This window comes from Arthrobacter sp. UNC362MFTsu5.1, assembly GCF_000685965.1.
Lineage (GTDB): Bacteria > Actinomycetota > Actinomycetes > Actinomycetales > Micrococcaceae > Arthrobacter.
This window is the reverse complement of the sequence record NZ_JMLE01000006.1, coordinates 121,081-145,742: the sequence shown is the minus strand read 5'-3', so window position 1 is coordinate 145,742 and position 24,662 is coordinate 121,081. Positions and strand designations below refer to the sequence as shown.

22 protein-coding genes are annotated in these 24,662 nt (G+C 66.4%); 10 read left to right on the top strand and 12 right to left on the bottom strand.

Annotated features, from left to right (window positions below; translation table 11 throughout):
- The first annotated feature begins 116 nt into the window (after positions 1-116).
- The 8 genes from BS38_RS0108185 (at position 117) to nagA (ending at position 9,711) form a co-directional block, all read left to right on the top strand.
- Positions 117-1,739, top strand: a complete 1,623-nt coding sequence (locus BS38_RS0108185; RefSeq protein ID WP_028270354.1) for an ABC transporter substrate-binding protein — start codon at positions 117-119, stop codon at positions 1,737-1,739.
- Positions 1,740-1,849: 110 nt separating this feature from the next.
- On the top strand, positions 1,850-2,806 hold the full coding sequence (locus BS38_RS0108180; protein WP_043438059.1) for an ABC transporter permease: 957 nt from the start codon (positions 1,850-1,852) through the stop codon (positions 2,804-2,806).
- A 3-nt stretch (positions 2,807-2,809) separates the two neighbouring features.
- Positions 2,810-4,954: a dipeptide/oligopeptide/nickel ABC transporter permease/ATP-binding protein gene (locus BS38_RS0108175; RefSeq protein ID WP_028270352.1), complete on the top strand. Its 2,145-nt coding sequence runs from the start codon at positions 2,810-2,812 to the stop codon at positions 4,952-4,954.
- On the top strand, positions 4,951-5,766 hold the full coding sequence (locus tag BS38_RS0108170) for an ATP-binding cassette domain-containing protein (protein WP_028270351.1): 816 nt from the start codon (positions 4,951-4,953) through the stop codon (positions 5,764-5,766). Before BS38_RS0108175 ends, BS38_RS0108170 begins: the two co-directional genes overlap by 4 nt.
- A 45-nt stretch (positions 5,767-5,811) precedes the next feature.
- Positions 5,812-6,741 (top strand): dihydrodipicolinate synthase family protein, encoded by a 930-nt coding sequence (locus tag BS38_RS0108165; protein WP_028270350.1) that lies wholly within the window; start codon positions 5,812-5,814, stop codon positions 6,739-6,741.
- Between the two features lie 48 nt (positions 6,742-6,789).
- A complete protein-coding gene (locus tag BS38_RS0108160; RefSeq protein WP_028270349.1) occupies positions 6,790-7,752 on the top strand; it encodes an ROK family protein in 963 nt (320 codons plus the stop codon).
- A 10-nt stretch (positions 7,753-7,762) separates the two neighbouring features.
- Positions 7,763-8,446: an N-acetylmannosamine-6-phosphate 2-epimerase gene (locus BS38_RS0108155; protein WP_028270348.1), complete on the top strand. Its 684-nt coding sequence runs from the start codon at positions 7,763-7,765 to the stop codon at positions 8,444-8,446.
- Positions 8,443-9,711 (top strand): N-acetylglucosamine-6-phosphate deacetylase, encoded by a 1,269-nt coding sequence (gene nagA / locus BS38_RS24720; protein ID WP_442853338.1) that lies wholly within the window; start codon positions 8,443-8,445, stop codon positions 9,709-9,711. Before BS38_RS0108155 ends, nagA begins: the two co-directional genes overlap by 4 nt.
- A gap of 59 nt (positions 9,712-9,770) precedes the next feature.
- Here nagA and BS38_RS0108145 read toward each other — a convergent pair whose 3' ends face one another.
- From BS38_RS0108145 to BS38_RS0108135, 3 genes are all read right to left on the bottom strand, one after another.
- A complete protein-coding gene (locus BS38_RS0108145) occupies positions 9,771-10,520 on the bottom strand; it encodes a glucosamine-6-phosphate deaminase (protein WP_028270347.1) in 750 nt (249 codons plus the stop codon).
- A gap of 109 nt (positions 10,521-10,629) precedes the next feature.
- Positions 10,630-11,355, bottom strand: coding sequence for a FadR/GntR family transcriptional regulator (locus tag BS38_RS0108140; protein WP_043438106.1), 726 nt, complete (start codon positions 11,353-11,355; stop codon positions 10,630-10,632).
- 151 nt (positions 11,356-11,506) lie between these two features.
- Entirely contained in the window at positions 11,507-12,196 is a 690-nt protein-coding gene (locus BS38_RS0108135) for a membrane protein (protein ID WP_028270345.1), read from the bottom strand.
- Positions 12,197-12,450: 254 nt separating this feature from the next.
- On the opposite strand from BS38_RS0108135, the gene BS38_RS0108130 reads away from it, so the two are divergent.
- Both BS38_RS0108130 and BS38_RS0108125 read left to right on the top strand, forming a co-directional pair.
- Positions 12,451-13,269: an A/G-specific adenine glycosylase gene (locus BS38_RS0108130; protein WP_231511129.1), complete on the top strand. Its 819-nt coding sequence runs from the start codon at positions 12,451-12,453 to the stop codon at positions 13,267-13,269.
- 77 nt (positions 13,270-13,346) lie between these two features.
- Positions 13,347-13,844, top strand: coding sequence for a hypothetical protein (locus tag BS38_RS0108125; protein WP_028270343.1), 498 nt, complete (start codon positions 13,347-13,349; stop codon positions 13,842-13,844).
- 14 nt (positions 13,845-13,858) lie between these two features.
- Here the strand turns inward: BS38_RS0108125 and dhaM are convergent, their stop codons facing one another.
- The 9 genes from dhaM to lysS form a co-directional block, all read right to left on the bottom strand.
- Complete coding sequence (gene dhaM / locus BS38_RS24715; RefSeq protein WP_043438055.1) at positions 13,859-14,533, bottom strand: dihydroxyacetone kinase phosphoryl donor subunit DhaM; 675 nt, start codon at positions 14,531-14,533, stop codon at positions 13,859-13,861.
- Positions 14,530-15,162 (bottom strand): dihydroxyacetone kinase subunit DhaL, encoded by a 633-nt coding sequence (gene dhaL, locus BS38_RS0108110; protein ID WP_028270342.1) that lies wholly within the window; start codon positions 15,160-15,162, stop codon positions 14,530-14,532. Before dhaL ends, dhaM begins: the two co-directional genes overlap by 4 nt.
- Positions 15,163-15,164: 2 nt before the next feature.
- Positions 15,165-16,166 (bottom strand): dihydroxyacetone kinase subunit DhaK, encoded by a 1,002-nt coding sequence (gene dhaK, locus BS38_RS0108105; RefSeq protein WP_028270341.1) that lies wholly within the window; start codon positions 16,164-16,166, stop codon positions 15,165-15,167.
- Positions 16,167-16,656: 490 nt separating this feature from the next.
- A complete protein-coding gene (locus tag BS38_RS0108095) occupies positions 16,657-17,175 on the bottom strand; it encodes an amino-acid N-acetyltransferase (protein WP_043438053.1) in 519 nt (172 codons plus the stop codon).
- 22 nt (positions 17,176-17,197) lie between these two features.
- A complete protein-coding gene (locus BS38_RS0108090; RefSeq protein ID WP_028270339.1) occupies positions 17,198-19,318 on the bottom strand; it encodes a S9 family peptidase in 2,121 nt (706 codons plus the stop codon).
- A 207-nt stretch (positions 19,319-19,525) separates the two neighbouring features.
- A complete protein-coding gene (locus BS38_RS0108080) occupies positions 19,526-22,018 on the bottom strand; it encodes an ATP-dependent Clp protease ATP-binding subunit (protein ID WP_028270337.1) in 2,493 nt (830 codons plus the stop codon).
- A gap of 393 nt (positions 22,019-22,411) precedes the next feature.
- Positions 22,412-22,738: a histone-like nucleoid-structuring protein Lsr2 gene (locus BS38_RS0108075; RefSeq protein WP_028270336.1), complete on the bottom strand. Its 327-nt coding sequence runs from the start codon at positions 22,736-22,738 to the stop codon at positions 22,412-22,414.
- A 136-nt stretch (positions 22,739-22,874) separates the two neighbouring features.
- Complete coding sequence (locus BS38_RS0108070; protein ID WP_028270335.1) at positions 22,875-23,087, bottom strand: hypothetical protein; 213 nt, start codon at positions 23,085-23,087, stop codon at positions 22,875-22,877.
- 2 nt (positions 23,088-23,089) lie between these two features.
- Positions 23,090-24,622: a lysine--tRNA ligase gene (gene lysS / locus BS38_RS0108065; protein ID WP_028270334.1), complete on the bottom strand. Its 1,533-nt coding sequence runs from the start codon at positions 24,620-24,622 to the stop codon at positions 23,090-23,092.
- Positions 24,623-24,662: the final 40 nt, after the last annotated feature.

Here is a 24,662-nt window from a genome sequence, read left to right as displayed (position 1 = left end):
GGCGGGGCCAAGCGAGCCGGGTCACACTTGACGGAACCTTGTGACCGCCCTTACAGTTTTCCTACGAGCATCGGACGTCCTACATCCGATAACTATCTGAACGGTGAGGCAACTCTATGGATAAGACGATCAAGAACCTTCCGCTGGTCAGTTCCGCCAGCCGCCGGAGCTTCCTGAAATTGAGCGGGGCCGCGGGCGTCGCAGCTGCTTTCGCCACCACCCTGGCAGCCTGCGGCGGGCCTGCGGCCACCACCACCGGCACCGCCGCCGGTGGCGGAGCCATCAACAAGGACCTCATCATCGAAGCGGGCATCTCCTACGCCCTCTCCACCGGTTTCGACCCGCTGAGCTCCTCCGGCGCCACCCCGATGGCCGCCAACCTGCACATCTTCGAGGGCCTCATCGAGCTCCACCCGGCCACCCGCGAACCGTACAACGCACTGGCCGCAGCCGACCCCAAGAAGGTCAACGACACCACCTACCAGGTGACCATCCGCGACGGCGCCAAGTTCCACAACGGCGCCCCGGTCACCACCGAAGACGTCGCGTTCTCCTTCACCCGCGTTATGGACCCCGCGAACAAATCCCTGTTCTCGCAGTTCATCCCGTTCATCCAGGACGTTAAGCCCGTAGACGCCAAGACGGTCGAGTTCACGCTCAAGTACCCGTTCCCGGGCTTCGCATCCCGCATCTCCGTAGTCAAGGTTGTGCCCAAGGCACTGGCCACCGACCTGAAGGCCTTCGACGCCGCGCCCGTCGGCTCCGGCCCCTACAAGCTTGTTTCCGCCGTGAAGGACGACAAGATCGTTTTCGAAGCCTTCGCCGACTACAACGGCCCCAAGCCGGCACTGGCCAAGGGGATGAACTGGCTGCTGCTCTCCGATGCCGCGGCCCGCGTCACCGCCGTCCAGTCCGGCCGCGTCCAGGCCATCGAGGATGTCCCCTACCTCGATATTGAAGGCCTGAAGTCGAAGGTCACCGTCGAATCAGTTCAGTCCTTCGGGATGTTGTTCCTTATGTTCAACTGCAAGAAGGCTCCTTTCAACAACAAGCTGGTGCGCCAGGCCCTGCACTACGGCCTGGACAAGGAGGCCATCATCAAGAAGGCGCTGTTCGGCAACGCCAAGCCCGCCAGCTCCTACTTCCAGGAAGGCCACCCGGACTACGTCAAGGCCAAGAACGTTTACGGCTACGACGCCGGCAAGGCCGCAGACCTGCTCAAGCAGGCCGGGGTCACCAACCTCGAATTCGAGCTGCTGACCACAGACACCGCCTGGGTCAAGGACGTTGCCCCGCTGATCCTCGAATCCTGGAACAAGATCCCGGGCGTCAAGGTGACCGTGAAGAGCATCCAGTCAGGCGCCTTGTACACCGACCGCGTGGGCACCGGCGATTACTCGGTGGTCGCAGCTCCCGGCGACCCGTCCGTCTTCGGCAACGACGCGGACCTGCTCCTGAGCTGGTTCTACTCCGGTGCCACCTGGATGGAAAAGCGCGCCTACTGGACCGCCCCTGAACGGGCCCAGCTGCAGGAGCTGATGAACAAGGGATCACAGGCCGCTGCGGCAGATGCCAAGAAGATTACCGGCGAAATCGTGGACCTCATCTCCGACGAGGTGCCGCTCTACCCGGTCTTCCACCGCCAGCTGCCCAGTGCCTGGGACGGCAAGAAGCTCAACGGATTCAAGCCCCTGCCCACCACCGGCATGTCCTTCATCGACGTCGGACGCACTGCCTAAGCTGCGCTGAGAAGCACCGGCCCGTCGCAGCCGAGACGCTGCGACGGGCCGGCAAAGCACCACCCTGTGACGCGGCCCCCGCGGCACAACCAAACAAACCGGAGAACAAATTGGTCACGATATTGCGTCTGCTCGGCCGCAGACTCGCAGCACTGCCATTGATGATCCTGGGCATCACCCTGCTCGTCTTCCTTGTCCTGCAGGCCGCTCCCGGCGACCAGGCCAGCTCGGCCCTGGGCGACGGCGCCAGCGAGGAAGCCAAACAGCAGTACCGCCAGGAAAACGGCCTGAACGATCCGCTGGTCCTCCAGTACCTCCGCTTCCTTGGCAAGCTGCTGCAGTTCGATCTTGGTGTCACCACCCCGCCCGCAAAATCGGTGGCCTCCATGATCGGCTCGGCGTTCCCCCTGACGCTGCAGCTGACCTTCCTGGGCGTCCTCATCGCGATCGTCCTCTCCCTCGCATTCGGCATCCTCGGCGCCCTCTACCGCGACAAGTGGCAGGACCAGCTGGTCCGCGTTTTCTCCATCGCCGCGATCGCCACGCCGTCGTTCTGGCTGGGCATCCTGCTGATCCAGTGGTTCGCCCTCGGCTCCAGCCCCCTGTTCCCCTCCGGGGGCATCGCGACGCCGGAATCCGGCTTTGGCGGCTGGCTCAACTCGATGGCCCTTCCGGCCCTCGCGCTCGGCATCCCGGTCTCCGCGTCACTGATCCGGGTGGTCCGCACATCGATGGTGGAAGAACTCGACCGCGATTACGTCCGCACCGCGATCGGCAACGGCGTCCCCTACGGCGAGGTGGTCTCCAAAAACGTCCTGCGCAACGCCCTGGTCACTCCGGTGACCGTGCTGGGACTGCGCGTGGGCTACCTGCTGGGCGGCGCCGTCGTGATTGAAATGATCTTTGCCCTGCCCGGCATGGGCCAGCTGATCCTGAACGGCATTACCAACCTGGACGTCAACCTCGTCCAGGGCGTGGTGCTCACCATCTCGGTCACCTTCGTTCTGGTGAACATCGTGGTGGACCTCCTGTACCTGCTCATCAACCCCCGAATCAGGACGGTATAGCTCATGCGTAGCAAACTCGCTGAACGGCTGAGTGCCCCGGGCCTCCGCTTCAAGGCCCTGCCCTGGGGTTCCCGCATTGCCCTCCTTTTCCTGGTCCTGATCGTCCTCGCGGCCGTGTTCGCCCCGGTCATCGCCCCGCATGATCCGCTGGAAACCTTCATCCCGGCCACCCCGCCCGGCGCCGAGCACTTCTTCGGAACGGACCGGCTGGGCCGCGACATCTTCTCCCGGCTGCTCTTCGGTGCACAATCCTCGCTCATGATCGGCCTCGGCGCGGTGGCCCTGGCCATCCTGGCCGGTGCCCTGCTGGGCTCGTTCGCGGCGACCTCCAGCAAGGCTGTCAACGAGATCATCATGCGGCTGATGGACATCCTCATGGCGTTCCCGGGTATTGCCCTGGCGGCGGTGCTCCTGGCGGCCTTCGGCAATTCGGTTCCCACCATCATCATTGCGATCGCCATCATCTACACGCCGCAGCTGGCCCGCGTGGTCCGCGCCAACGTGCTCTCGCAGTACAGCGAAGACTACGTCCGCGCCGAGCGCGTGATCGGTGCGGGCCGCTTCTACATCCTGCTCAAGCACATCGTCCGAAACACCGCAGCCCCCGTCCTGGTGTTCGCCACGGTCATGGTGGCGGACGCGATCATCCTTGAGGCCTCGCTGTCCTTCCTCGGCGCCGGCGTGCAGGATCCCGCACCGTCCTGGGGCAACGTGATCTCCTACGGCCGCAACCTGGTCCTGTCCGGCGGCTGGTGGGCCACCACCTTCGCCGGTGTGACCATCCTGCTCACCGTGCTGTCGCTGAACATCCTGGCCGAAGGCCTCACCGACGCCATGGTCAACCCGAAGCTGCGCAAGGCGCCGGTTGTGAAAGACGACGACGGCTCTGCGGCTGCTGTGTCCGGCGCTGCGGCGGGTGCCGCCGTCGAGCCTGTGGATACACGGGTAGCGATGTCCGTTGCCCAGCCGTCAGTGCTGGAAGAGCACGAGCTCGACGGCGTCCGTGCCGCCTATGGTGACGTCCTCACCGACGAGCGCTACAGCGAGTCCGCCGTCCTGTCCGATCCGAAACTGGCTGCGGTGAACCCGCACCTCCTCCTCGACAGGGAACTGGAACTGCTCACAGCGATCGAGGCCAGCCGGACCGACCGGCTCCCGCAGGTCCCGGCCGGCGCACGCAGCATCCTGGAGGTGAAGAACCTGTCCATCAGTTTCCCGGGCCGTTACGGGAACACTGCGATCGTGGACAATGTCTCGTTCACCGTCCGGGAAGGCGAAACCATGGGCCTCGTGGGCGAATCCGGCTGCGGCAAGTCCATCACCTCCCTCGCGATCATGGGCCTGCTGCCCAAAACCGCGCAGGTGACGGGATCCATCAAGTTCGATGGCAAGGAACTGCTGGATCCGGCCACCAGGCACAGCAGCACCAAGGCCTACGAGGGCCTGCGCGGCCAGCAGATCGCCATGGTCTACCAGGACGCCCTGAGCTCCCTGAACCCGTCCATGAAGATCAAGGACCAGATGGAGCAGCTGACCCGGCGCGGCGGCCGCAAGACCCCGGCCGAGCTGCTGGAACTCGTCAAGCTTGATCCCGTCCGCACGCTCGCCAGCTACCCGCATGAGCTCTCCGGCGGCCAGCGCCAGCGCGTCCTGATCGCCATGGCCCTGTCCCGTTCACCGAAGATCGTAGTGGCCGACGAGCCCACCACCGCCCTGGACGTCACCGTCCAGAAACAAGTGGTTGACCTCCTGAATGAACTGCGCGAACAGCTCGGATTCGCCATGGTTTTCGTCAGCCACGACCTCGCCCTGGTGGCCTCACTGGCGCACCGCATCACGGTCATGTACGCCGGCCAGGTGGTGGAATCGGCGCAGGCCTCGGAGCTCCTGCAGAACCCGAGGCACGAATACACCCGCGGCCTGCTCGGCGCGGTGCTCTCCATCGAAGCCGACGCCGTCCGCCTGCACCAGATCCCCGGGACCGTCCCGTCACCACAGGACTTCGCGTCCGGCGACCGCTTCGCCGCACGCTCGCTGCGGCCCGACGCCGATCCCAACCAGCAGCTGGTCCTGACCTCGGTTTCATCCGCCGGAGGGCGAAACACGGACCACTACTGGGCGAGCCACCTGAAGGAGGACGCGAAGTGACTGATTCAACGCAGAACGGCTCCCAGCCGGTCATTGAGCTCAAGGACGTCAAAGTCCACCACCATGCCCGTGGCGGCAAGCTGTTCCGCCCGAACATCGTCAAGGCAGTGGACGGCGTCGACTTCACCATCAGCCGCGGCGAAACCGTGGGAATCGTGGGTGAGTCCGGCTGCGGCAAGTCCACGCTGGCCTCGGTCCTCGTGGGGCTGCAGGCACCAACCTCGGGTGACGTCCTGTTCCACGGCAAGCCCGCCATCAAAAGGAACGCCGCCCTGCGCAAGGAGTTCGGCCGGTCCGTGTCCGTGGTCTTCCAGGATCCGTCCACGGCACTGAACCCGCGCATGACCATCCAGGACATCCTGACCGACCCGCTGCAGATCCACGGCATCGGCACGGCGGCCACCCGCGCTGCCAAGGTGGGTGAACTGCTGGCCCTGGTGGGCCTGCCGCAATCGGCTGCCGAAGTCACACCGTCGCAGGTTTCCGGCGGCCAGCGCCAGCGGGTGGCCATCGCCCGCGCCCTGGCCCTGGACCCGGACATCATCGTGGCGGACGAGCCGACGTCTGCCCTAGACGTTTCCGTCCGGGCGCAGGTGCTGAACCTTCTCTCGGACCTGAAGACCCAGCTGAACCTTGGAATGGTGTTCATCTCACACGACATCCAGACGGTCCGCTACGTCTCGGACCGCATCTGCGTCATGTATTTCGGCAGGATCGTCGAACAAGGCACCGCCTCGCAGGTCTTTGACACCCCCTCCAACGACTACACCAAGAAGTTGCTGGGCGCCGCGCCGAGCCTGCTGCACATCTAGCTTTTCCACTCACCAGTTTTCAACCACCCATCATTGGAGTTTTCCGTGTCTTCCCAGTTCCAGGGCGTTATCCCGCCGGTTGTCACCCCCCGCCACGCTGACGGCAGCATCGACACTGAGTCGCTGAAGAACGTCACCAAGCACCTGCTCGACGGCGGCGTGTCCGGACTTTTCGTCCTGGGCTCCTCCGCTGAGGTCCCCTACATGACCAACGCCGAGCGTGAACTCGTAGTCAGCACCATCGCCGAAGCCAACTCGGCGGCCGGCGCAGGCCGCGTCCCGCTGATCGTGGGCGCCAACGAGCAGACCACCAACCGCGTCATCGAGGAAGCCAGGAAAGTCATCGACCTCGGCGCCGACGCCATCGTGGTCACCTCCATGTACTACGCCATCGGGAACGCCGACGAGACCGAGACACACTTCCGCGCCATCCACGCCGCGGTCAACAAGCCGATCTTCGCCTACGACGTTCCCGTGCGCACGCACTTCAAGCTCCCCACCGACCTGCTGGTCCGCCTGGGCCGCGACGGCGTCATTGCCGGCGTCAAGGACTCCTCCGGCGATGACGTCTCGTTCCGACAGTTGCTCCTCGCAGCCCGCGATATCGACAACTTCGACATCTTCACCGGCCACGAAGTAGTAGTTGACGGCGCCCTCCTCGGCGGCGCCCAGGGCGTAGTCCCGGGCCTCGGCAACGTGGACCCGGCCGGCTACCGTCGTCTGTTCGATGCCGCACAGTCCGGCGACTGGGCCGGGGCCGCCCGCGAGCAGGACCGCCTGGCCGACCTCTTCGAGATCGTCTACACCCCCAACGGCCGCGTCTCCGGCGGGGCGGCGGGCCTCGGCGCTTTCAAGACCGCGCTCCAGGTCATGGGCATCATCGAATCCAACACCATGAGCGTGCCGATGCTCTCCCTCAATGACGACGAGACCAAGGCAATCCGCGCCATCCTGGAACGCAACGGGCTCGTCTAATCAGGCGCGTTGGGGCCTACCCAGCAACGATCCCCTGTTAGGAAGAAAATGACGTACGCGATCGGTGTCGACCTTGGCGGCACTAAGACTGCTGCCGGGGTTGTTTCGGCGGCTGGCGAGGTGCTGTATTCGGAGACCATTCCGACACTCAACCGGGATGGTGGCGAGGCGATTCTTGATGCTACGGCGGCGCTGGTTTCCTCTCTCCTTTCGAAGGCTCAAGCAGAGGGCCTGGACGTGGCGGGGGTTGGCGTTGGTTCTGCCGGTGTGATCGATACCGCCCGCGGAGTGGTGGTGTCCGCTACCGACGCGATCCTCGGGTGGGCAGGGACGGAACTGACGGCCGGTCTTGCTGTTCGGCTCGGCCTGGATCCGGCTGCGGTGCAGGCCGTGAACGATGTCCATGCGCATGCTCTGGGCGAGGCGTGGGCGGGCGCCGCAGCCGGGACGGAGAGTTCGCTGCTGGTGGCCTTCGGCACCGGCGTCGGCGGCAGTTTTGTCCTAAACGGCCGTCCGGTCCTGGGCAACAGGTATGCGGGCGGGCATGTGGGCCATTTTGCCTCGCCCTACGCGTACCACCGTGGCAAACCCCTTCCTTGCGTCTGCGGCGGAGCCGGACATGTTGAGGCCGTCGCCTCCGGACCGGCCGTCCTGCAGTCCTTCCTCCGTCTTGGCGGCAAGGAAACGGCAGTCGATGCCCGCGGTGTTTTTGCCCTGGCCGGCGCGGGCAACGCCGTCGCCGCCGGGGCAGTGGATTGGGGCGCCTCCGCGGCGGGCCAGGCAGTGGGCGGCCTCGCCAACATCCTGGACCCCGAGGTAATTGTGGTATCCGGCGGACTGTCCGACGCCGGCGCCCCCTGGTGGCACCCCATGGAGCGCGCACTCCGGGCCGAGCTCCTGCCCGCCCTATCCGGGCTCCCCGTCCTCCCCGCCAAGCTCGGCAACGCGGCAGCCATCGTGGGCGCCGCACGCCTGGTCCTGTCCGCTCCATCCACACCACCACTTTCCTGAGGAACTGACCGTGATCCTGAGTCCCCGAGCCCTCGAAGCCCTGCGCGGGCAACTGATCGTGTCCTGCCAGGCGTACCCCGGCGAGCCCATGCGGGACCCGCGCACCATGGCGCAGGTTGCCGCCTCTGCCGTGATCGGCGGCGCCGCCGCCATCCGTGTCCAGGGGGTGGCGGATGTGCAGCAGACGCGGGCCGCGGTGGAGGTTCCGGTGATCGGGCTCTGGAAGGACGGACACGACGGCGTCTTCATCACCCCCACGCTCCGGCACGCCCTGGCGGTGGCCAATGCGGGCGCCCACGTGGTGGCGATCGACGGCACGCGCCGGGAACGCCCGGACGGGCTTTCCCTCGCACAAACCGTGGCAGGCATCCACAACGACTCCCACGCCCTGGTGATGGCAGACTGCGGTTCCTTCGACGATGCCGCGGCCGCTGTCGCAGCCGGCGCGGACCTGATCGGCACCACACTTTCCGGATACACCGGCGAGCGCCCCAAAACGCAGGGCCCGGACCTGGAACTGCTGGAGCAGATCGCCGCCGCCGGTTTCGGCCGGCCGCTCATCGCCGAAGGCCGCCTCCACACCCCCGCCCAGGCCAGGCAGGCCCTCGACGCCGGCGCGTTCGCCGTCGTCGTCGGCACCGCAATCACGCACCCGGCGAGCATCACCGGCTGGTTCGCCGAGGCCCTGAAGTGACTCCGCAGCCGGAACAAATACAGCCGGAACGAAAACAGCCGGAAGCCGCCGGGTCCGGCAGCTATCTGCTGGCTGGCGCCGTCCTTACCGGCGGGCTGGCGCTGGACGACGCCGTCGTGGCCGTCGCGGACGGCCACATCGCGTATGTGGGTCAACGCGAAGGGCTGGACGAGGCGGCGCTCTCCGGCCTTGAGGAACTCGAACTCCCGCCAGGCAGCATGATTCTCCCGGGCCTTGTTGATCTGCACTGCCACGGTGCAGCCGGGGGTGATTTCCCCACGGGCAATGCCGGCCCGGCCCGCACAGCCGTCGACTTCCTGCACGGCTCCGGCACCACCACCCTGCTGGCCAGCCTGGTGACGGCGTCCCGCGAGGATCTGCTGCGTGGGCTGGCCAACCTCAGGCCGCTGGCGGACGAAGGCCTGATTGCGGGCATCCACGCAGAGGGCCCGTTCCTTTCCCGTTCACGGTGCGGCGCGCAGGATCCCCGGTTTCTGCGTGACCCGGACCCCGGCCTGCTGGAGGAAATACTGGAAGCTGCCGGCGGGCACCTGCGCACCATGACTTACGCGCCGGAACTGCCCGGCGCCGTCGACCTGGTCCGGACGCTCGTGCAGCACGGCGTAACGCCTTCGCTGGGCCACACTGACGCGGACTCCGGGATCTCCGCGGCGTCCCTCACCGAGGCGGCGGAGCTGATGGCGGCGGGAGTCCGCGGGTCACGCCCCACCGTCACGCACCTGTTCAACGGAATGCCGCCCCTGCATCACCGCAACCCCGGACCGGTCGCCGCCTGCCTCCGGCTGGCAGCGGCAGGCACTGTAGCTGTCGAACTGATCGCGGACGGCGCACACCTGGATCCGGACACGGTCAGGATGGTCTTCGAGCTGGTGGGCGCCGGGAACGTGGTCCTGGTGACCGATTCCATGGCAGCCACCGGCCTGCCCGACGGCGACTATGAACTGGGTCCCGCCGCCGTCGCAGTCAGGGGCGCCGAAGCGCGGCTGGCGAGCAACGGTTCCCTGGCCGGAGGCACCGCCACGCTGCTGGACGTTGTCCGTCGGACGATCGCTGCAGGCGTTGCACCCGCCGCGGCTGTTCAGGCAGCCAGCGCGGTACCGGCGGCGATCATCGGCCGGCAGCACGAAATCGGAAGCCTCCGCGCCGGCTTGCGGGCCGACGTCGTGGCGGTGGACCGGGACTTCCGCCCAGTGCTGGTCCTGCGGGAGGGCCGGAAGCTGGCCCGCCCCGCCGTCGGGCCCTAGCCTTCTGCCCGTCTGCAGGCTCCTGCCCTCAACCCCGCAAGGCCCTAAACCTTCCGGGCCTAAACGCTCGCGGCGGCCACACGCGTGGCCGTGCACGGCATCAGGGCGGCCGCACCCTCGTCCGCGATCACGGTTACGTGCGGATGGCGCTGCAGGACGGAAGCGGGGCAATCCGGCGTCACCGGTCCGGTGAGCGCACGGTGCAGGATTTCCGCCTTGTCCGCTCCACGGACCACCATCAGGAGCTGGCGCGCCTCGAGGATGGTGCCGAGGCCCTGTGTGATGCACCGCCCGGGCACGTCTGCAGGCGAGTCGAAATAGCGGCTGTTGGCCTGCCTCGTGCGTTCAGTGAGGTCCTCTACCCGGGTGCGGGACTCCAGCGACGACCCGGGCTCGTTGAAGGCCAGGTGGCCGTTATGGCCGATGCCCAGCAGCTGGATATCGATCCCGCCGTGGGCCGCAATGGCAGCTTCGTAGTCGTTGGCCGCGCGTTCGGGGTCCGCTGCGCTGCCGTCCGGGACAAACACGTTGGCAGGGTCCAGGCTGAGCCGCTCGGTGACTTCACGGCGGACAACTTCCGCGTAGCTTTCCGGATGGCCGGCGGGCAGGCCCACGTATTCATCAAGCGCGAAGCAGCGGACGCGTGACATCTCCAGCCCGTATCCTGCCAGCGCCCGGTAGACGGGCAAGGGCGAGCCGCCCGTTGCCACCCCCAGCACGGCATCCTGGTTGCTGCGGATCACGGCCGCCAGAAGCCCCGCGCCGACCGCGCCGGCTGCCTCTGCGTCCTGAACTACGAAAAACTCCATGCCGAACGGGCTCTCTTCTGTGTTGACGGGGGTGCTGTGTCTGGATGGACGGGGGACTGACGGGCGTGCTCAAGGAGGAGCACCCGCGGGGATGTTGCAGAAGGCGGTTCTAGCGGGCCGCGACGGCGCGGAGCTTTCCCCGGATTCCGTCGAAGTGGCGCTGCAGCCGCTCGGAGGCAAGTGGCTTGTTGCCCGCCGCCACCGCCTCGTAGATCTCGCGGTGGTCGCGCACCTGCTGAAGCAGGTCCACGGGCGCCGGCCCCAGTTCCAGGTGGATTTGGCGGTAAACCTTCCAGAAGACGTCCATCAGGTTCATGAGCAGGTCGTTGCGCAGCGGCGCGAACAACCGGCGGTGGAACTCGGCGTCGTGGGCAAACAGGGGTTCGCCCTTCCCGGCTGCCACCTCCATGGCTTCCAGCGCGTGCTGCAGGTCCTCCTGCTGCGCAGCCGTCATCCGGTCCATCGCCGAACCGATCAGCCCGGATTCGAGCGCCTGGCGCACATCCACCAGCTCCATGGCTTCCTCTCCCCGGTGCCGCAGGGAGAGCCGGCCCCGGAAGGCCAGTCCGTCGGCGAGGGCATGGAAGTTGTTGGGGGCCACGAAGGTCCCGAAGCCATGGCGGATCTCGATCACGCCGAGGGCCTGCAGGACTTTCAAGGACTCCCGGACCGTATTGCGCCCCACGCCCAGAGTTCCGGAGAGTTCGGCTTCAGTGGGGAGCGCATCGCCAACGTCCAGTCCCTGCTCCAGGATCAGTTCCATGATGCGCGTTTGCAGGGCATGGGAGCGCAGCTGCGCGCTGAAGCGGGCAGCTGACACTTCTTGCGGGGCCACGGTCACGGCTGTCTCCTAGGGATCGGACCTGCCTAGCAAGCAGGTCTGCTACTAATCCTACCGGAGATGGGACGTCCCTTGTCCTATTTGGTAACAATGAATTTGCCCTGAACGCGCCGCCAGAGCGGGCGTACATGGAATGGGAGGGTTGTTAGAGGAGTTGGAAAACGGCCTTGGTACTTGACTTGGTCCCGAGCCTGGCGACGAACATGTAATACGCCCCGCCGGCGCCGGGCTTCGCGGACACCGGGCCGCACCCGGGGACGCTGCGGTTGCGCTCCCACGGGAAGTTGGCGGTCTCGCTCTGGCCCGGAGCGATGGTCTTGACCAGGTCCCCGCTCTCCACTTGGCAGTCAACCGAAGAGAAGATCCGGTCGGAGCCGCTGGTGACCGTGTACTCCATCTGGGACGTACCCAGGTTCACCTCGCATGCCACTTTTCCGCCGTTGGTGACTTTCAGGCTAAGGAGCGGGTTCTCCCCCGCCGCGTAAGCAGCCTTGTCCGTGGACGCCGAAACGGTGACAAGGCCCTGGTCGCATGTCGGCGTGGCCTGGGCGCTGGGAGTCGCGGACGCGGAGGGCGTGGCCTCAGGATTCGCCGCCGCCCCGTCAGAACCGTCGCGGCCCGCGGGGTCGGTGGAGGAGGCCTGCTCGGATGAGCGCATGGCAGCGGACACGGCGGCGAAGCCTCCCAAAGCCACCGAGGCCACGAGAAGCAGCACCACGGCAACGAACAGCCTGCGACGGCGGTAGACGGCCTTCAGCGGAGGCCGCCCCGCCTGACGGCCGGGGGTGCCCTTCGGTTTCGAACTGTTCTTTCCTGAAGTGCCTTGCCTGACCATCCTTCTAGGCTAAAGAACGCCGGGCACATTGACGCACCACCACGCCGCGAACACGGACGTCGGCCAGTATCCACTACAGTATTTGCATCGAAGCCTTAGCCTTACCCACTGCCCTTTCCCCGGCGAGTCGCCCTGCGCCGGCGCCGCTGGCAGTCCTCCACGAAACCCTTGACGCCTGGTTCGCAGACACCGCCAGGGAACTGCCGTGGCGCGAACCCGACTGTTCCGCCTGGGGCGTCCTGGTCAGTGAAATCATGCTGCAGCAGACTCCGGTGGTCCGGGTTCTGCCCGTGTGGGAAGAGTGGCTTCGCCGCTGGCCGGCACCGGCAGACCTCGCCGTGGAACCGTCCGGCGAAGCTGTCCGGCACTGGGGCCGGCTGGGCTACCCGCGGCGGGCACTGCGCCTGCACGCTGCCGCCGTCGCCATCGTGGAGAAGCACGACGGCGGGGTGCCGGGAACGTACGCGGAACTGCTGGAACTTCCGGGCGTGGGCAGCTACACGGCCGCCGCCGTGGCCGCATTCGCTTTCGGCCGCCGCGAGACGGTGGTGGACACCAACATCCGCCGCGTGCATGCACGGCTTTTTTCGGGCACGGCGCTGCCGTCACAGTCGCTGACGGCCGCCGAGATGCGGCTCGCCGCCGAGCTGCTGCCGGCCGACGTCGGACTCTCTGTCCGCTGGAACGCGGCGGTTATGGAGCTGGGAGCCTTGGTCTGCACGGCGAGGGCGCCGAAATGCGGCGACTGCCCGGTGCGTGGCGCGTGTCAGTGGCTGGCGGCCGGCGAGCCGCCGCCGTCGTACACCCCCAAAGGGCAGTCCTGGCACGGCACCGACCGGCAGGTGCGGGGTGCCGTGATGGCTGTGCTCCGGCTGGCGGACTCACCGGTGGCACCGGAAATGTTCCATCAGCCCGCCGCGGATCTTGGCTTCGAAGCGGACGGCATCGGCGTCCCGCTTGCGGCGCTGCATCGGCTGAATTCCGCGCCGGAACAGCTGGAACGCGCACTGGCGGGCCTGGTCAGCGACGGCCTGGCCGAGCTGCACCTCGGCGGCCTGCGGCTTCCTGCCTGACGCCCGTTATGCATTCGTTCCGGAACTGGAACCACCCTGTGCTGGTGCGGCCCGAGCCTGCGGACCTACCCTGAAGCATGCGCAGCGTTGGGGTACTTCTGGCAGCGGTCACGACGTCGCTGATCCCGTCCGCGTGCATGCCCGAGGCAGTGCCGTGCCCGGCAATCGCGCAGGCGTCCGTGGTGGCGCTGACCGTGGCTGCCAGCTATGTGCCCGAGGTCGAGGCCATCCACCTCAAGGCCTGCCAGGACGGAACATGCCGGGAAGCCGACCTTGAGCTGATGCCGGGCAGCACCACGGTGGACCAGGGCTGCGAGCCCTCGGCCGGCCCGGACGGCACGTGCTCCGCAACGTCCTCCCCGGACGGCACGCTCACCGGCATGCTGATGATGGACGTCCTGACCGAATCGCGCATTGACGCCACTGCCACCGGCACGTCCACTGCGGGGACGCCGCTGCCCGAGCGCAGGCTCAGCTTTATGCCCAGGGCCGAGTATCCCTACGGCGAGCAGTGCGGAAAGTTCATCACGGCCGGCGTGGTGCTGGATGCCGACGGCCTCCGGCAGTCACCGTAACTACAGGCCGCAAGTCAGGGCTCGCCGAACCCTGCCTCCACCAGTCCGCCGACGTACTTCACAGCTTTGGCCGCGTCCGGCCCCCAGGCCTCGACGTGGAGGATCGATCCCCTGCCCGCGCCCAGGGTCATGAGGCCGGTCATGGACGCACCGTCCACGCCGTTGACGGTCACCTCGGCTTCCAGGCCCGAGATCCCCCCGGCGATCTTCGCTGCGGGCCGCGCATGCATGCCGGCCTGGTTGACCAGCTCAAAATCGCCCGTAGCGTCCGGCGGCCCCACTGTTTCCGCCTCCGACGGCGCCTCCGGGGCAGCTGCACGGCGCACCGCTTCCGCCGCCTGCTTCACTCCGGCGGCGTCCGCCCCGGCCTGCGCCGCAACGGCAGCCGCCACCAGCCCCTCCACCAGCGGCGCGTCGGCCAACAGGACCGTGTCCGGGTCCGGCAGGAACTCCACTGCTGATTCGGCCGTCATCACGGCGGAGCCGAGGTCCGTCAGCACCACGATTCCGTCATCGCCGGCGGCCTGTTCGAGGGCGGCCATCACCTTCTCCAGGCTGGTGCCGATCCGGCCGTCGTCGGTACCGCCCGCGGGGAGGATCACGACGTCGGGTGCCATTTGGGCCGCCAGCTCCACCGCGCCGTCGGCGATCTTTTCGCTATGGGAGACCACCACCAGGCGGACCGTCACTCGGCTGCCCCGGCCGCAGCGCGCAGGATGAGGGCGGTGGACACGGCGCCGGGATCGCGGTGGCCCGCGCTCCGCTCCCCCAGGTAGCTGGCCCGGCCCTTGCGGGCGATCAGCGGATCGGTGGCCACGGCACCCGCCTCGGCGGCTTCCGCCGCCGCCAGGAGGACCTTGAGGACGTCCCCGTCCCCTGCAGCGGCCTGCGCTGCCGCAGCATCGACGGCGGGGGTCCACGCGTCCACCATGGTCTTGTCGCCGGATTCGGCCTTGCCACGGGCCACAATGCCGTCGCGGGCGGCCTGAATGGCAACAGCCAAGGCCCCGGGGTCGATGTCCGTGGTGTCGCCCAGCGAGGTGGAGGCGCGCAGGAAGGCAGTCCCGTAGAGGGGTCCTGCCGCGCCGCCCACCTTGGACATCAGGGCCATGGCCGTGAGCTTCAGCGCCGCTCCCGGCGTGGCGGGCGGCGCCTCTGCGAGCCTCTCCATCACGGCCTTGAAGCCGCGGTCCATGTTTTCACCGTGATCGGAATCCCCGATGGCCCGGTCCAGTTCGATCAGTTCCACGCGGTGGTCCGCCATGGCCTGCGCGGAAAGGGTGAGCCATCGTACCGCCCAGTCAACGTCCAGTCCCACTGTCAGATGCCCCATCGCAGCGCAGCGGTGTGGACCGGCGCATCCCAGAGCGTGGTGAGTTCATCGTCGAGCCGCAGCACCGTGATGGAGCAGCCCTGCATCTCGAGGGAGGTGATGTAGTTGCCCACCAGGGACCGTTCCACCGTGACGCCCTTCTCCGCGAGCACCTGCGCCGCGCGGCGGTAGACGATGTACAGCTCGCTCTGCGGGGTGCCGCCCATGCCGTTCACGAACAGGAGGACCTTGTCGCCGGAGGCGATGCCGAGGTCGGACAGGATGGGCTCCAGGAGTCGGTCGGTGATGCCGTCGGCATTTTCCATGGGGATCCGGTGCCGCCCGGGCTCACCGTGGATGCCGATGCCGATTTCGATTTCGTTCTCTTCCAAATCAAAGCTGGGCGTACCGGCGTGGGGGACCGTGCAGGCGGTCAGTGCCACGCCCATGCTGCGCACGTTCTGGTTGACGCGGTCTCCGATGGCGGCGACGCCGTCCAGGTCATCGCCGCGTTCCGCGGCCGCACCGGCGATCTTCTCGACCAGGACGGTGCCGCCCACGCCGCGCCGGCCGGCCGTGTACAGCGAGTCTTCAACCGCGACGTCGTCATTGACCAGGACAGTCCGCACCTGCACGCCTTCGGCCTCCGCCATTTCGGCGGCCGTTTCGAAATTCAGGACGTCGCCGGTGTAGTTCTTGACGATGTGCACCACACCGGCGCCGGAATTCACGGCCAGGGTGGCCGGAATGATCTGGTCGGGCGTGGGCGAGGTGAAGACGGCACCCGGCACAGCGGCGTCGAGCATTCCCAGCCCCACGAAGCCGCCGTGAAGCGGCTCGTGGCCGCTGCCGCCGCCGCTGACAAGGCCCACTTTCCCTGCCACCGGGGCGTCCTTGCGGGTAATGAATTTCGGCTCGGCACTGACGGTTACGAGGTCTGCGTGGGCCAGGCCGAAGCCTTCCACGGACTCGTCCACTACAGCGCGGGGATCGTTGATCAGCTTCTTCATTGGAGTGCTCCCTGGAGTGTCCTGGCGGCTTTGTCTTGACAGTACTACCGCGGCCCGGGCAACGGTAGCGCTCTGTCGAATCGGCTGGTTCAGCCGGCGCCGGAGGCCGGTTCAGCGAGGGCAAAAGAAAGGGACAGCCCCCAATAGACTGTCCCTTCCCCTTCCAGCTTGTGTCCCCCGGCCGGGTTCAGCGCTTCCCCCAGGATGCCGGGAGGAAATCCGGCCACGCCGCGGCGCCTATGTGGAATGCCGAGGACTCGCAGGGCTGACTCAGCGGATCCCTTCGAGTCAGTACTGTCGGCAGGTCCATTTGAAACGCCGAAAAATCCGGAAAAATGGCGTGCTCGCGCATTTCTGTCCTTTGAAGTGGTTTCGGGATTCTGGTGTTACTGGCAGGCTTGATTAATTTTATACATCGATTCGATATATGGGAAGAGTTTAGAAATACGACATTATGGATGGTACCGGGCACGCCTGCGACGTGACGGGGCTAGAGGGCCTTGATCATCCGGGTGTTGCCCAGCGTGTTCGGCTTCACCCGGGCGAGGTCCAGGAATTCCGCCACACCTTCGTCATGCGAGCGGAGCAGCTCGGAATAGACAACAGGGTCAACGGCCGTCTGGTCAGCCATGACATCGAAGCCGTGTTTCTTGAAGAAATCCACCTCGAACGTCAGGCAGAACACGCGCGAGACGCCCAGCGCCCTGGCCTCTTCCAGCAGGCTTTCCACCAGGACGTGGCCCACGCCCTTGCCCCGCCACGCGTCCGAGGCCGCGAGGGTGCGCACCTCGGCGAGGTCCTCCCACATGACGTGCAGGGCGCCGCAGCCGATCACCTCGCCGTCGGCCGACTCCGCGATCCTGAACTCCTGCAGGCTTTCGTAATAGGCCACCGTTTCCTTGGCCATCAGGATCCTCTTGTCCGCCAGCGGAGCCACCAGGCGCTTGATGGCAGCTACATCGCTGGTGCGGGCAGGGCGGATGCGGAAGGTCTCAGTCACAGCCCCCATCTTACGGCCGACCTCCGTCCGGCTAGAGCCCCAGATCCGGCGGCAACGGCAGGTCGCTGCCCAGCACGTTCTTCGCCAGGAAGTGCTCGACGACCCCGTACCAGACCTTGGCGTGCTGCGGCTGCAGGATCCAGTGGTTCTCGTCCGGGTAGTAGAGGAAACGGTGTGGCGTCCGGCCGTCGCTGTCCGCTGCCAGCTGCGATTTGGACAGCAGCTCGTACCAGAGCCTCAGGCCCTCGCCAATGGGCACGCGGTAGTCCTTGTCGCCGTGGATCACCAGCATGGGCGTGCTGATTTTCTCGACGTGCAGGTGCGGCGAGTTCGCCATCGCCATCTCGGCCGTCATTTCCTTCAGCCAGTACTGCGAGGCGTCGGTGGTGGGGCCGAACTGGTCCAGGGCCCACAGGCTTGCGTGGGTGACGATGGCGCCGAAGCGGTCCGTCTGGCCTGCCACCCAGTTCGCCATATAGCCGCCGAAGGAGCCGCCCATGGCAGCTGTACGCTCCGCGTCAATGTCGGGGCGCTCCACGACGGCGTCCGTAATTTCCATAAGGTCCGTGAAGGGCGCCTTCCCCCACTCTCCCCAGCCGCGCTGGATGAAGGACTGCCCGTAGCCGGTGGAAAGGGCCGGATCCGGCAGCAGGACGGCGTAGCCCTTGGCCACCAGCAGCCACGGGTTCCAGCGCCACGTCCATGCGTTCCACGAGCCCAGGGGTCCGCCGTGGATCCAGAGGAGCAGCGGCACCGGTTCCTGCGCGGAGGCGCCGTCCGGCAGGGCAAGGTAGGCGGGCACCCGCGTGCCGTCGGCGGCGGTCGTGTCAAGGCGCTCCAGGGAGCCCTGGATGTGCGGGCGTTCAGCCGGAGCCTGGAGGCGGGTGACGTCCCCGGTCTCCAGGTCGATCCGGACTGCCTCGGGCGGAAATTCGTACGAACTCCGCAGCGCGTAGGCGCTGCGCCCGTCCGGGGAAACCACGACGTCGGTGTAGGCGGCGGCGTCCCGGGTCACCCGGGTGACCCTCGCTTCGCCGGCAGACGCCGGAACTGTGATCCGGAAAACCGGCGACGCGCCGTCGTCGTCGGCCGTTACCAGGAGGGCGGAGCCGTCCGGCAGCCACGCCGCCTTGATGGCCCAGCGGTCCCAGTCGCGGGCCAGCGGCCGGAGGTTCGCTTCCGGATCCCCCGGCGCACTGACGTCCAGCAGGTGGAGCCTGACCTGCGGAGCCTCGAGGGGAGTGCTGTCCGATTCGCTCAGCACCACCAGTGTGCGGTTGTCAGGGCTCACCGGCCCGGCAAAGTAGCTCATGCCTTCGCGGTCCAGCAGGACCCTGTGCGTTGCTGTGGCCACGTCGACGGCCACCAGGACCGAGCGCGAGTCGGCCTTGGCGAGGGGTTTGTCGAAGCTGGTGTAGATCGTCCTGCCGTCCGGGCTGACCACCGAATCCGCGTTGCGCAACAGTCCTGCCGCGTCCGGCGTCAGGTTCCGGAGCTTCAGCGGCGCGGCGGCATCGACCGTTGCCGGCTTGCCCCGCTCCTTCCCCTCCCCTGGCTCGACAGCGAAAATCCGCGGCTGGTCCGGGCCCAGGTCGGCATCCCAGTAGCGCACAGGGTAGCCGCTGTGGAGGATGGCGGACACTTTGTTGTCCTTGCGGCTCTTCCGCCGCGCTTCGTCCGCCTCCTCATCGGGGGAACCTGCCAGGACGGAGGCCGTGACAAACGTGGCCCCGGTGTCCCGGGCTGACATCACGTGGCTGATTCCGCCCGCGCGCGAAAGGACCACCCGGGCCTCGCCGCCGTCGGCGGGCAGCTGCCAGAGTGCACTGACAGGTTCGTCGTCCGGGCTCTCGGGATCGGGGCGGGCGGACGTGAAGTAGAGATCGCCGGTGGAGGCAAAGGCAGCACCCGCCTCGCCCTTGGCGCTGCGGGTGATCCGCCGGGCATGCTTCTCACCCGCGGGGTCCAGTTCCCACAGGGCGGTGACGTACTCGGTGCCTTTGGAGTTGAGCGTGGCGACGGTGGTCACCAGGCGCTTTCCGTCCGGGCTCAGCGCCAGGCCGCTCACCCGGGGTATGGCGAGGTAGTGGTCAATATCGTGGAAAGGGGTCGCCGGTTGTTCGCTCAGGATCGCTGAGTCTTGGGAAGCCATGAAGAGATTCAACACCGACCGTGGGCCAGATCACAGCACGTTCACTATTAGTGAAACACTACTTTCACACCCCGCCCACGCAAAGGCTGAAGGCGACGGCGCCGAGCTGGAGGCGACGGTCAGCGCCCGGCCCGGCCACGGGAACCCGGCGGCAACGCGAAAGGCCCGCCGGCTCCTTTTGGAGCAGACGGGCCTTGGCGGTGATGCTTAGACGCTCGGAGCGATTTCCGGGATGCGCGGCTTGGCGTTTCCTTCGAAGGTGAACTTGGCGTCGTCGCCTTCGCCGTCCACATCCACCACTACGATGTCGCCCGCGTGGATCTCCCCGAAGAGGATCTTCTCGGACAGCTGGTCCTCGATCTCGCGCTGGATGGTGCGGCGCAGCGGCCGGGCACCCATGGCGGGATCGTAGCCGCGGGTTGCCAGGAGAACCTTGGCAGCCTTGGTGAGCTCGATGCCCATGTCCTTGTCCTTGAGGCGCTTCTCGAGGCGGCCAACGAACAGGTCGACGATCTCGATGATCTCGTCCTGGGTCAGCTGCGGGAAGACCACAACGTCGTCAACACGGTTCAGGAACTCGGGGCGGAAGTGCTGCTTGAGCTCTTCAGTGACCCGGGCGCGCATCCGGTTGTAGCCGGTCTGCGTGTCCGTGCCGGACTGGAAGCCGGTGGCGACACTCTTGGAGATGTCCCGGGTGCCGAGGTTGGTGGTCATGATGATCACCGTGTTCTTGAAGTCCACCACGCGGCCCTGGGAGTCGGTCAGGCGGCCGTCTTCCAGAATCTGCAGCAGTGAGTTGAAGAGGTCCGCGTGGGCCTTTTCCACTTCGTCGAACAGCACTACGGAGAACGGACGGCGGCGGACCTTTTCGGTCAGCTGCCCGCCTTCTTCGTAGCCGACGTAGCCCGGAGGGGCACCGAAGAGGCGCGACACCGTGTGCTTCTCGGAGTATTCGGACATGTCCAGCGTGATGAGGGCATCCTCTTCACCGAACAGGAACTCCGCGAGGGCCTTGGCGAGCTCGGTCTTGCCGACACCGGTGGGGCCGGCAAAGATGAACGAACCGCCCGGACGCTTGGGGTCCTTCAGGCCTGCACGGGTGCGGCGGATTGCCTGGGACAGGGCCTTGATGGCCTCGTCCTGGCCGACGACGCGCTTGTGCAGTTCGCTTTCCATCTTCAGCAGTCGCGAGGACTCTTCCTCGGTCAGCTTGAAGACGGGAATACCGGTGGAATTCGCCAGCACCTCGGCGATGAGATCCTCATCCACCTCGGAGATGTCGTCCATGCCGCCGGTCTTCCAGTGGCGTTCCTTCTCGGCACGCTCGGCAATGAGCTTCTGCTCCTTGTCGCGCAGCGAGGCGGCACCTTCGAAGTCCTGCGCGTCAATCGCGGACTCCTTCTCCATCTTGAGTTCGGCGATGCGCTCGTCCATGGCCTTCAGCTCCGGCGGAGCGGTCATGCGGCGGATGCGCAGGCGTGCACCGGCTTCATCGATGAGGTCGATGGCCTTGTCCGGCAGGAAGCGGTCCGAGATGTAGCGTTCGGACAGGTTGGCTGCCGAGGCAAGGGCGCCGTCGGTGATGGTCACGCGGTGGTGCGCTTCATAGCGGTCGCGCAGGCCCTTGAGGATCTCGATGGCGTGCGCCACCGAAGGCTCCTTGACCTGGATCGGCTGGAAGCGGCGCTCAAGCGCTGCATCTTTCTCGATGTGCTTGCGGTATTCATCCAGCGTGGTGGCGCCGATGGTCTGGAGCTCGCCTCGCGCCAGCATGGGCTTGAGGATGGACGCGGCATCGATGGCGCCTTCGGCGGCACCCGCACCCACCAGGGTGTGGATCTCGTCGATGAACAGGATGATGTCGCCGCGGGTCCGGATCTCCTTGAGCACCTTCTTCAGGCGCTCTTCGAAGTCACCGCGGTACCGGGAGCCTGCCACCAGGGATCCAAGGTCCAGCGTGTAGAGCTGCTTGTCCTTGATGGTCTCCGGGACGTCCCCGCGGACGATCGCCTGGGCGAGTCCTTCGACGACGGCGGTCTTGCCGACGCCGGGTTCGCCGATGAGCACGGGGTTGTTCTTGGTGCGCCGGGAAAGGACCTGCATGACGCGTTCCATTTCCTGTTCGCGCCCGATGACCGGGTCCAGCTTGTTCTCGCGCGCAGCCTGGGTCAGGTTGCGGCCGAACTGGTCCAGGACCACGGAACCTGCAGGAGTTCCTTCCGGCTGGCCGGCCCCGACGCCTGCGCCGGTGGTCTCCTTGCCCTGGTAGCCCGAGAGCAGCTGAATCACCTGCTGGCGGACGCGGTTGAGGTCCGCTCCGAGCTTCACCAGCACCTGGGCAGCCACACCTTCACCCTCGCGGATGAGCCCCAGCAGGATGTGCTCCGTGCCGATGTAGTTATGGCCCAGCTGCAGTGCCTCGCGGAGCGAGAGCTCCAGCACCTTCTTGGCGCGCGGGGTGAAGGGGATGTGGCCGGACGGGGCCTGCTGGCCCTGGCCGATAATCTCCTGCACCTGCTCGCGTACGCCGTCGAGCGAAATGCTCAAGGACTCCAGAGCTTTGGCGGCAACGCCCTCACCCTCGTGGATCAGACCCAAGAGGATGTGTTCGGTACCGATGTAATTGTGGTTCAGCATGCGTGCCTCTTCTTGGGCAAGCACAACTACGCGACGGGCACGGTCCGTAAATCGCTCAAACATTTCGCCACACTCCTAGCTACGACGTACTTTGATGCTACGTGGCAGACCCGGACTTGTGGAGCGTGTTCGCCACAGGGGAAACCCGGGGCAGTCCTTCCGGGTTGACTTCCCTGGTCATCAGGGCCGCGGCAGTGCCGGAACTCCGCGCCTAATGGCTTTGTTATCGGTCCGGAATCCCGCGACTTGAGCGACTTCTAATGCGGCTCGGCCGCTCCGAACTTGAACACGGAACTCGTCCCCGCCTAGTAACTGCCTTGTTCCCCGCCGCAATATCCGCGCAATAGCAGGCACCGCTTTACCCGGGCGGCTTCACCGGCAGGCACTGGTATTCAAAAGGCAATGCCCCCGCCGATTGGCAGGGGCATTGATTTTCCACGCAAAACTGCGGCAGTGCTAGGAATTTGCCTTCTGGTAGGCTTCCTGAATTTCAGCCTGGATGCGGCCGCGGCTGTTAACCGCGTAACCGTTCTCCCTGGCCCACTGGCGAATCTGTGCAGAGTCCTGGTTCCTGCCGCCTGAGACCTTGGTACGGGTGGCGCGGCCGGTGGACGTCTTGCGGGCGCTGGAAACAAACCGCTCCAAGGAGGAGCGGAGTTCTGCAGCATTGGCACCCGACAGGTCAATTTCGTAACTGACGCCGTCAAGGCCAAATCGGACAGTTTCGTCCGCGGTTCCCCCATCCAGATCATCGACAAGGATGATTTTTACTTTCTGTGCCATATAAATTCTCTCTTTTGGAAAGGACGGGTATGCAGAAAAGCAGGATGTATCTGTGAAAAGTATCCCCCGGTTTATGGCAACGCGTCAAAGCGCCAAAAGGTTCCTGTGAATGGTGGGCAGGAATATACCGGGAGTATTAGTTTGTGCCGTTCCCGTTGCCGGCATTCGTCCCGGTATTCGGCGCGCCATTGGGGCCTTGATTGGTTTCAGCCGAGCGGGCGTCCGCTTCGGCCTGGGCGCGCGCTTCCGCCTGGCGCTCCGACTTATCGGCATTGAAGATCGACTTCATGGCAAACCAGAAAAGCAACCCGACTACAAGGGACGGCAGGAGGACTGCAACGTACTCCACGGTCAGTGCCCTTCGGGCTTCAGCAGCGGGAAGAGGATTGTTTCGCGGATGCCTGCGCCGGTGAACAGCATCACCAGGCGGTCGATGCCCAGCCCGATGCCGCCCATGGGCGGAGCGCCGTACTCGAGCGCGCGGAGGAAGTCTTCATCCAGCTGCATGGCCTCGACATCACCGGCGGCTGCGTGCATGGACTGTTCGGTGAGGCGCTCCCGCTGGATGACGGGGTCGATGAGCTCGGAGAAGGCCGTGCCGCGCTCCATGCCGCCGATGATCAGGTCCCAGGCCTCGATCAGGCGATCGTCGTCACGGTGCTGGCGTGCGAGCGGCTGCGCGGAGGGCGGGTAGTCATACACGAAGGTGGGGTTCAGCAGCGTGGGTTCCACGATTTCGCCGAACAGTTCAACGGCCAGCTTTTCGGCGTCCCACTTGGGATCCACCTTGACGTCGTGCTTGGCCGCCACGGCCCGCAGTTCCTCCACGGTGGTGTCCGGCGTGATTTCCTGGCCCACGGCCTCGGAAAGCCCCGGGTAGACAGCCAGCCACTTCCATTCGCCGTCGAGGTTGATCTCCCCGGCTTCGGTCTGGAGGGTGCGGCCCACGCCGGCGGCGTCGGCGGCGTCGAGGATGATCTCCTTGATGCGGTCCGCCATGACGAACTGGTCGGCCCAGGCTTCGTAGCATTCCAGCGTGGTGAATTCCGGGCTGTGTGTGGAGTCCACGCCTTCGTTGCGGAACACCCGGCCCATGTCGTAGACGCGGTCGATGCCGCCCACCACGGCGCGCTTGAGGTACAGCTCGGTGGCGATGCGGAGGGTCATCTTCTGGTCGAAGGCGTTCATGTGGGTCTCGAACGGCCGGGCCAGGGCGCCGCCGTGGACCAGCTGCAGCATCGGGGTTTCCACCTCGACGTAGTTGCGGCGGTGCAGGCTCTCGCGGATGGAGCGGGTGATCGCGGCGCGGGTGTACACCATTTCGCGGGCCTCGTCGCGGACCATCAGGTCAACGTAACGCTGGCGGACGCGGGTTTCCTCGTTCAGGCCGGCGTGCAGCACGGGCAGCGGGCGCAGCGCTTTGGACGCCATGGACCACGAGTCCGCCATTACGGACAGCTCGCCGCGGCGGGAGGAAATGACCTCGCCCTTGATGAAGACGTGGTCGCCCAGGTCAACCAGGGCCTTCCACTCGGCCAGGGCTTCCTCGCCCACGTTGGCCAGGCTCAGCATGGCCTGCAGGCGGGTGCCCTTGCCGTCCGTGCCGCCCTCCTGGAGCGTGGCGAAGCACAGCTTGCCGGTGTTGCGGATGAAGACGATGCGGCCGGTGACGCCCACGGTGTCCCCGGTGGTCTCGTCGGCCTGCAGGTGTGCGTACTTCTCCCGGACTTCGCTCAGGGAATGCGTGCGTTCAACACCCACCGGGTAGGCCTCAACGCCGCGTTCAATCAGCTTGGCGCGCTTCTCCATGCGGATGCGCATCTGTTCGCTGGCGTCCGCCGGTTCGGCAGCATTGGTCGGGGTGGGGGTGTTTTGGGAAGTCACAATCCCTAAGTTTACCGGGAGTTCCCCGGCATGTTTTCCG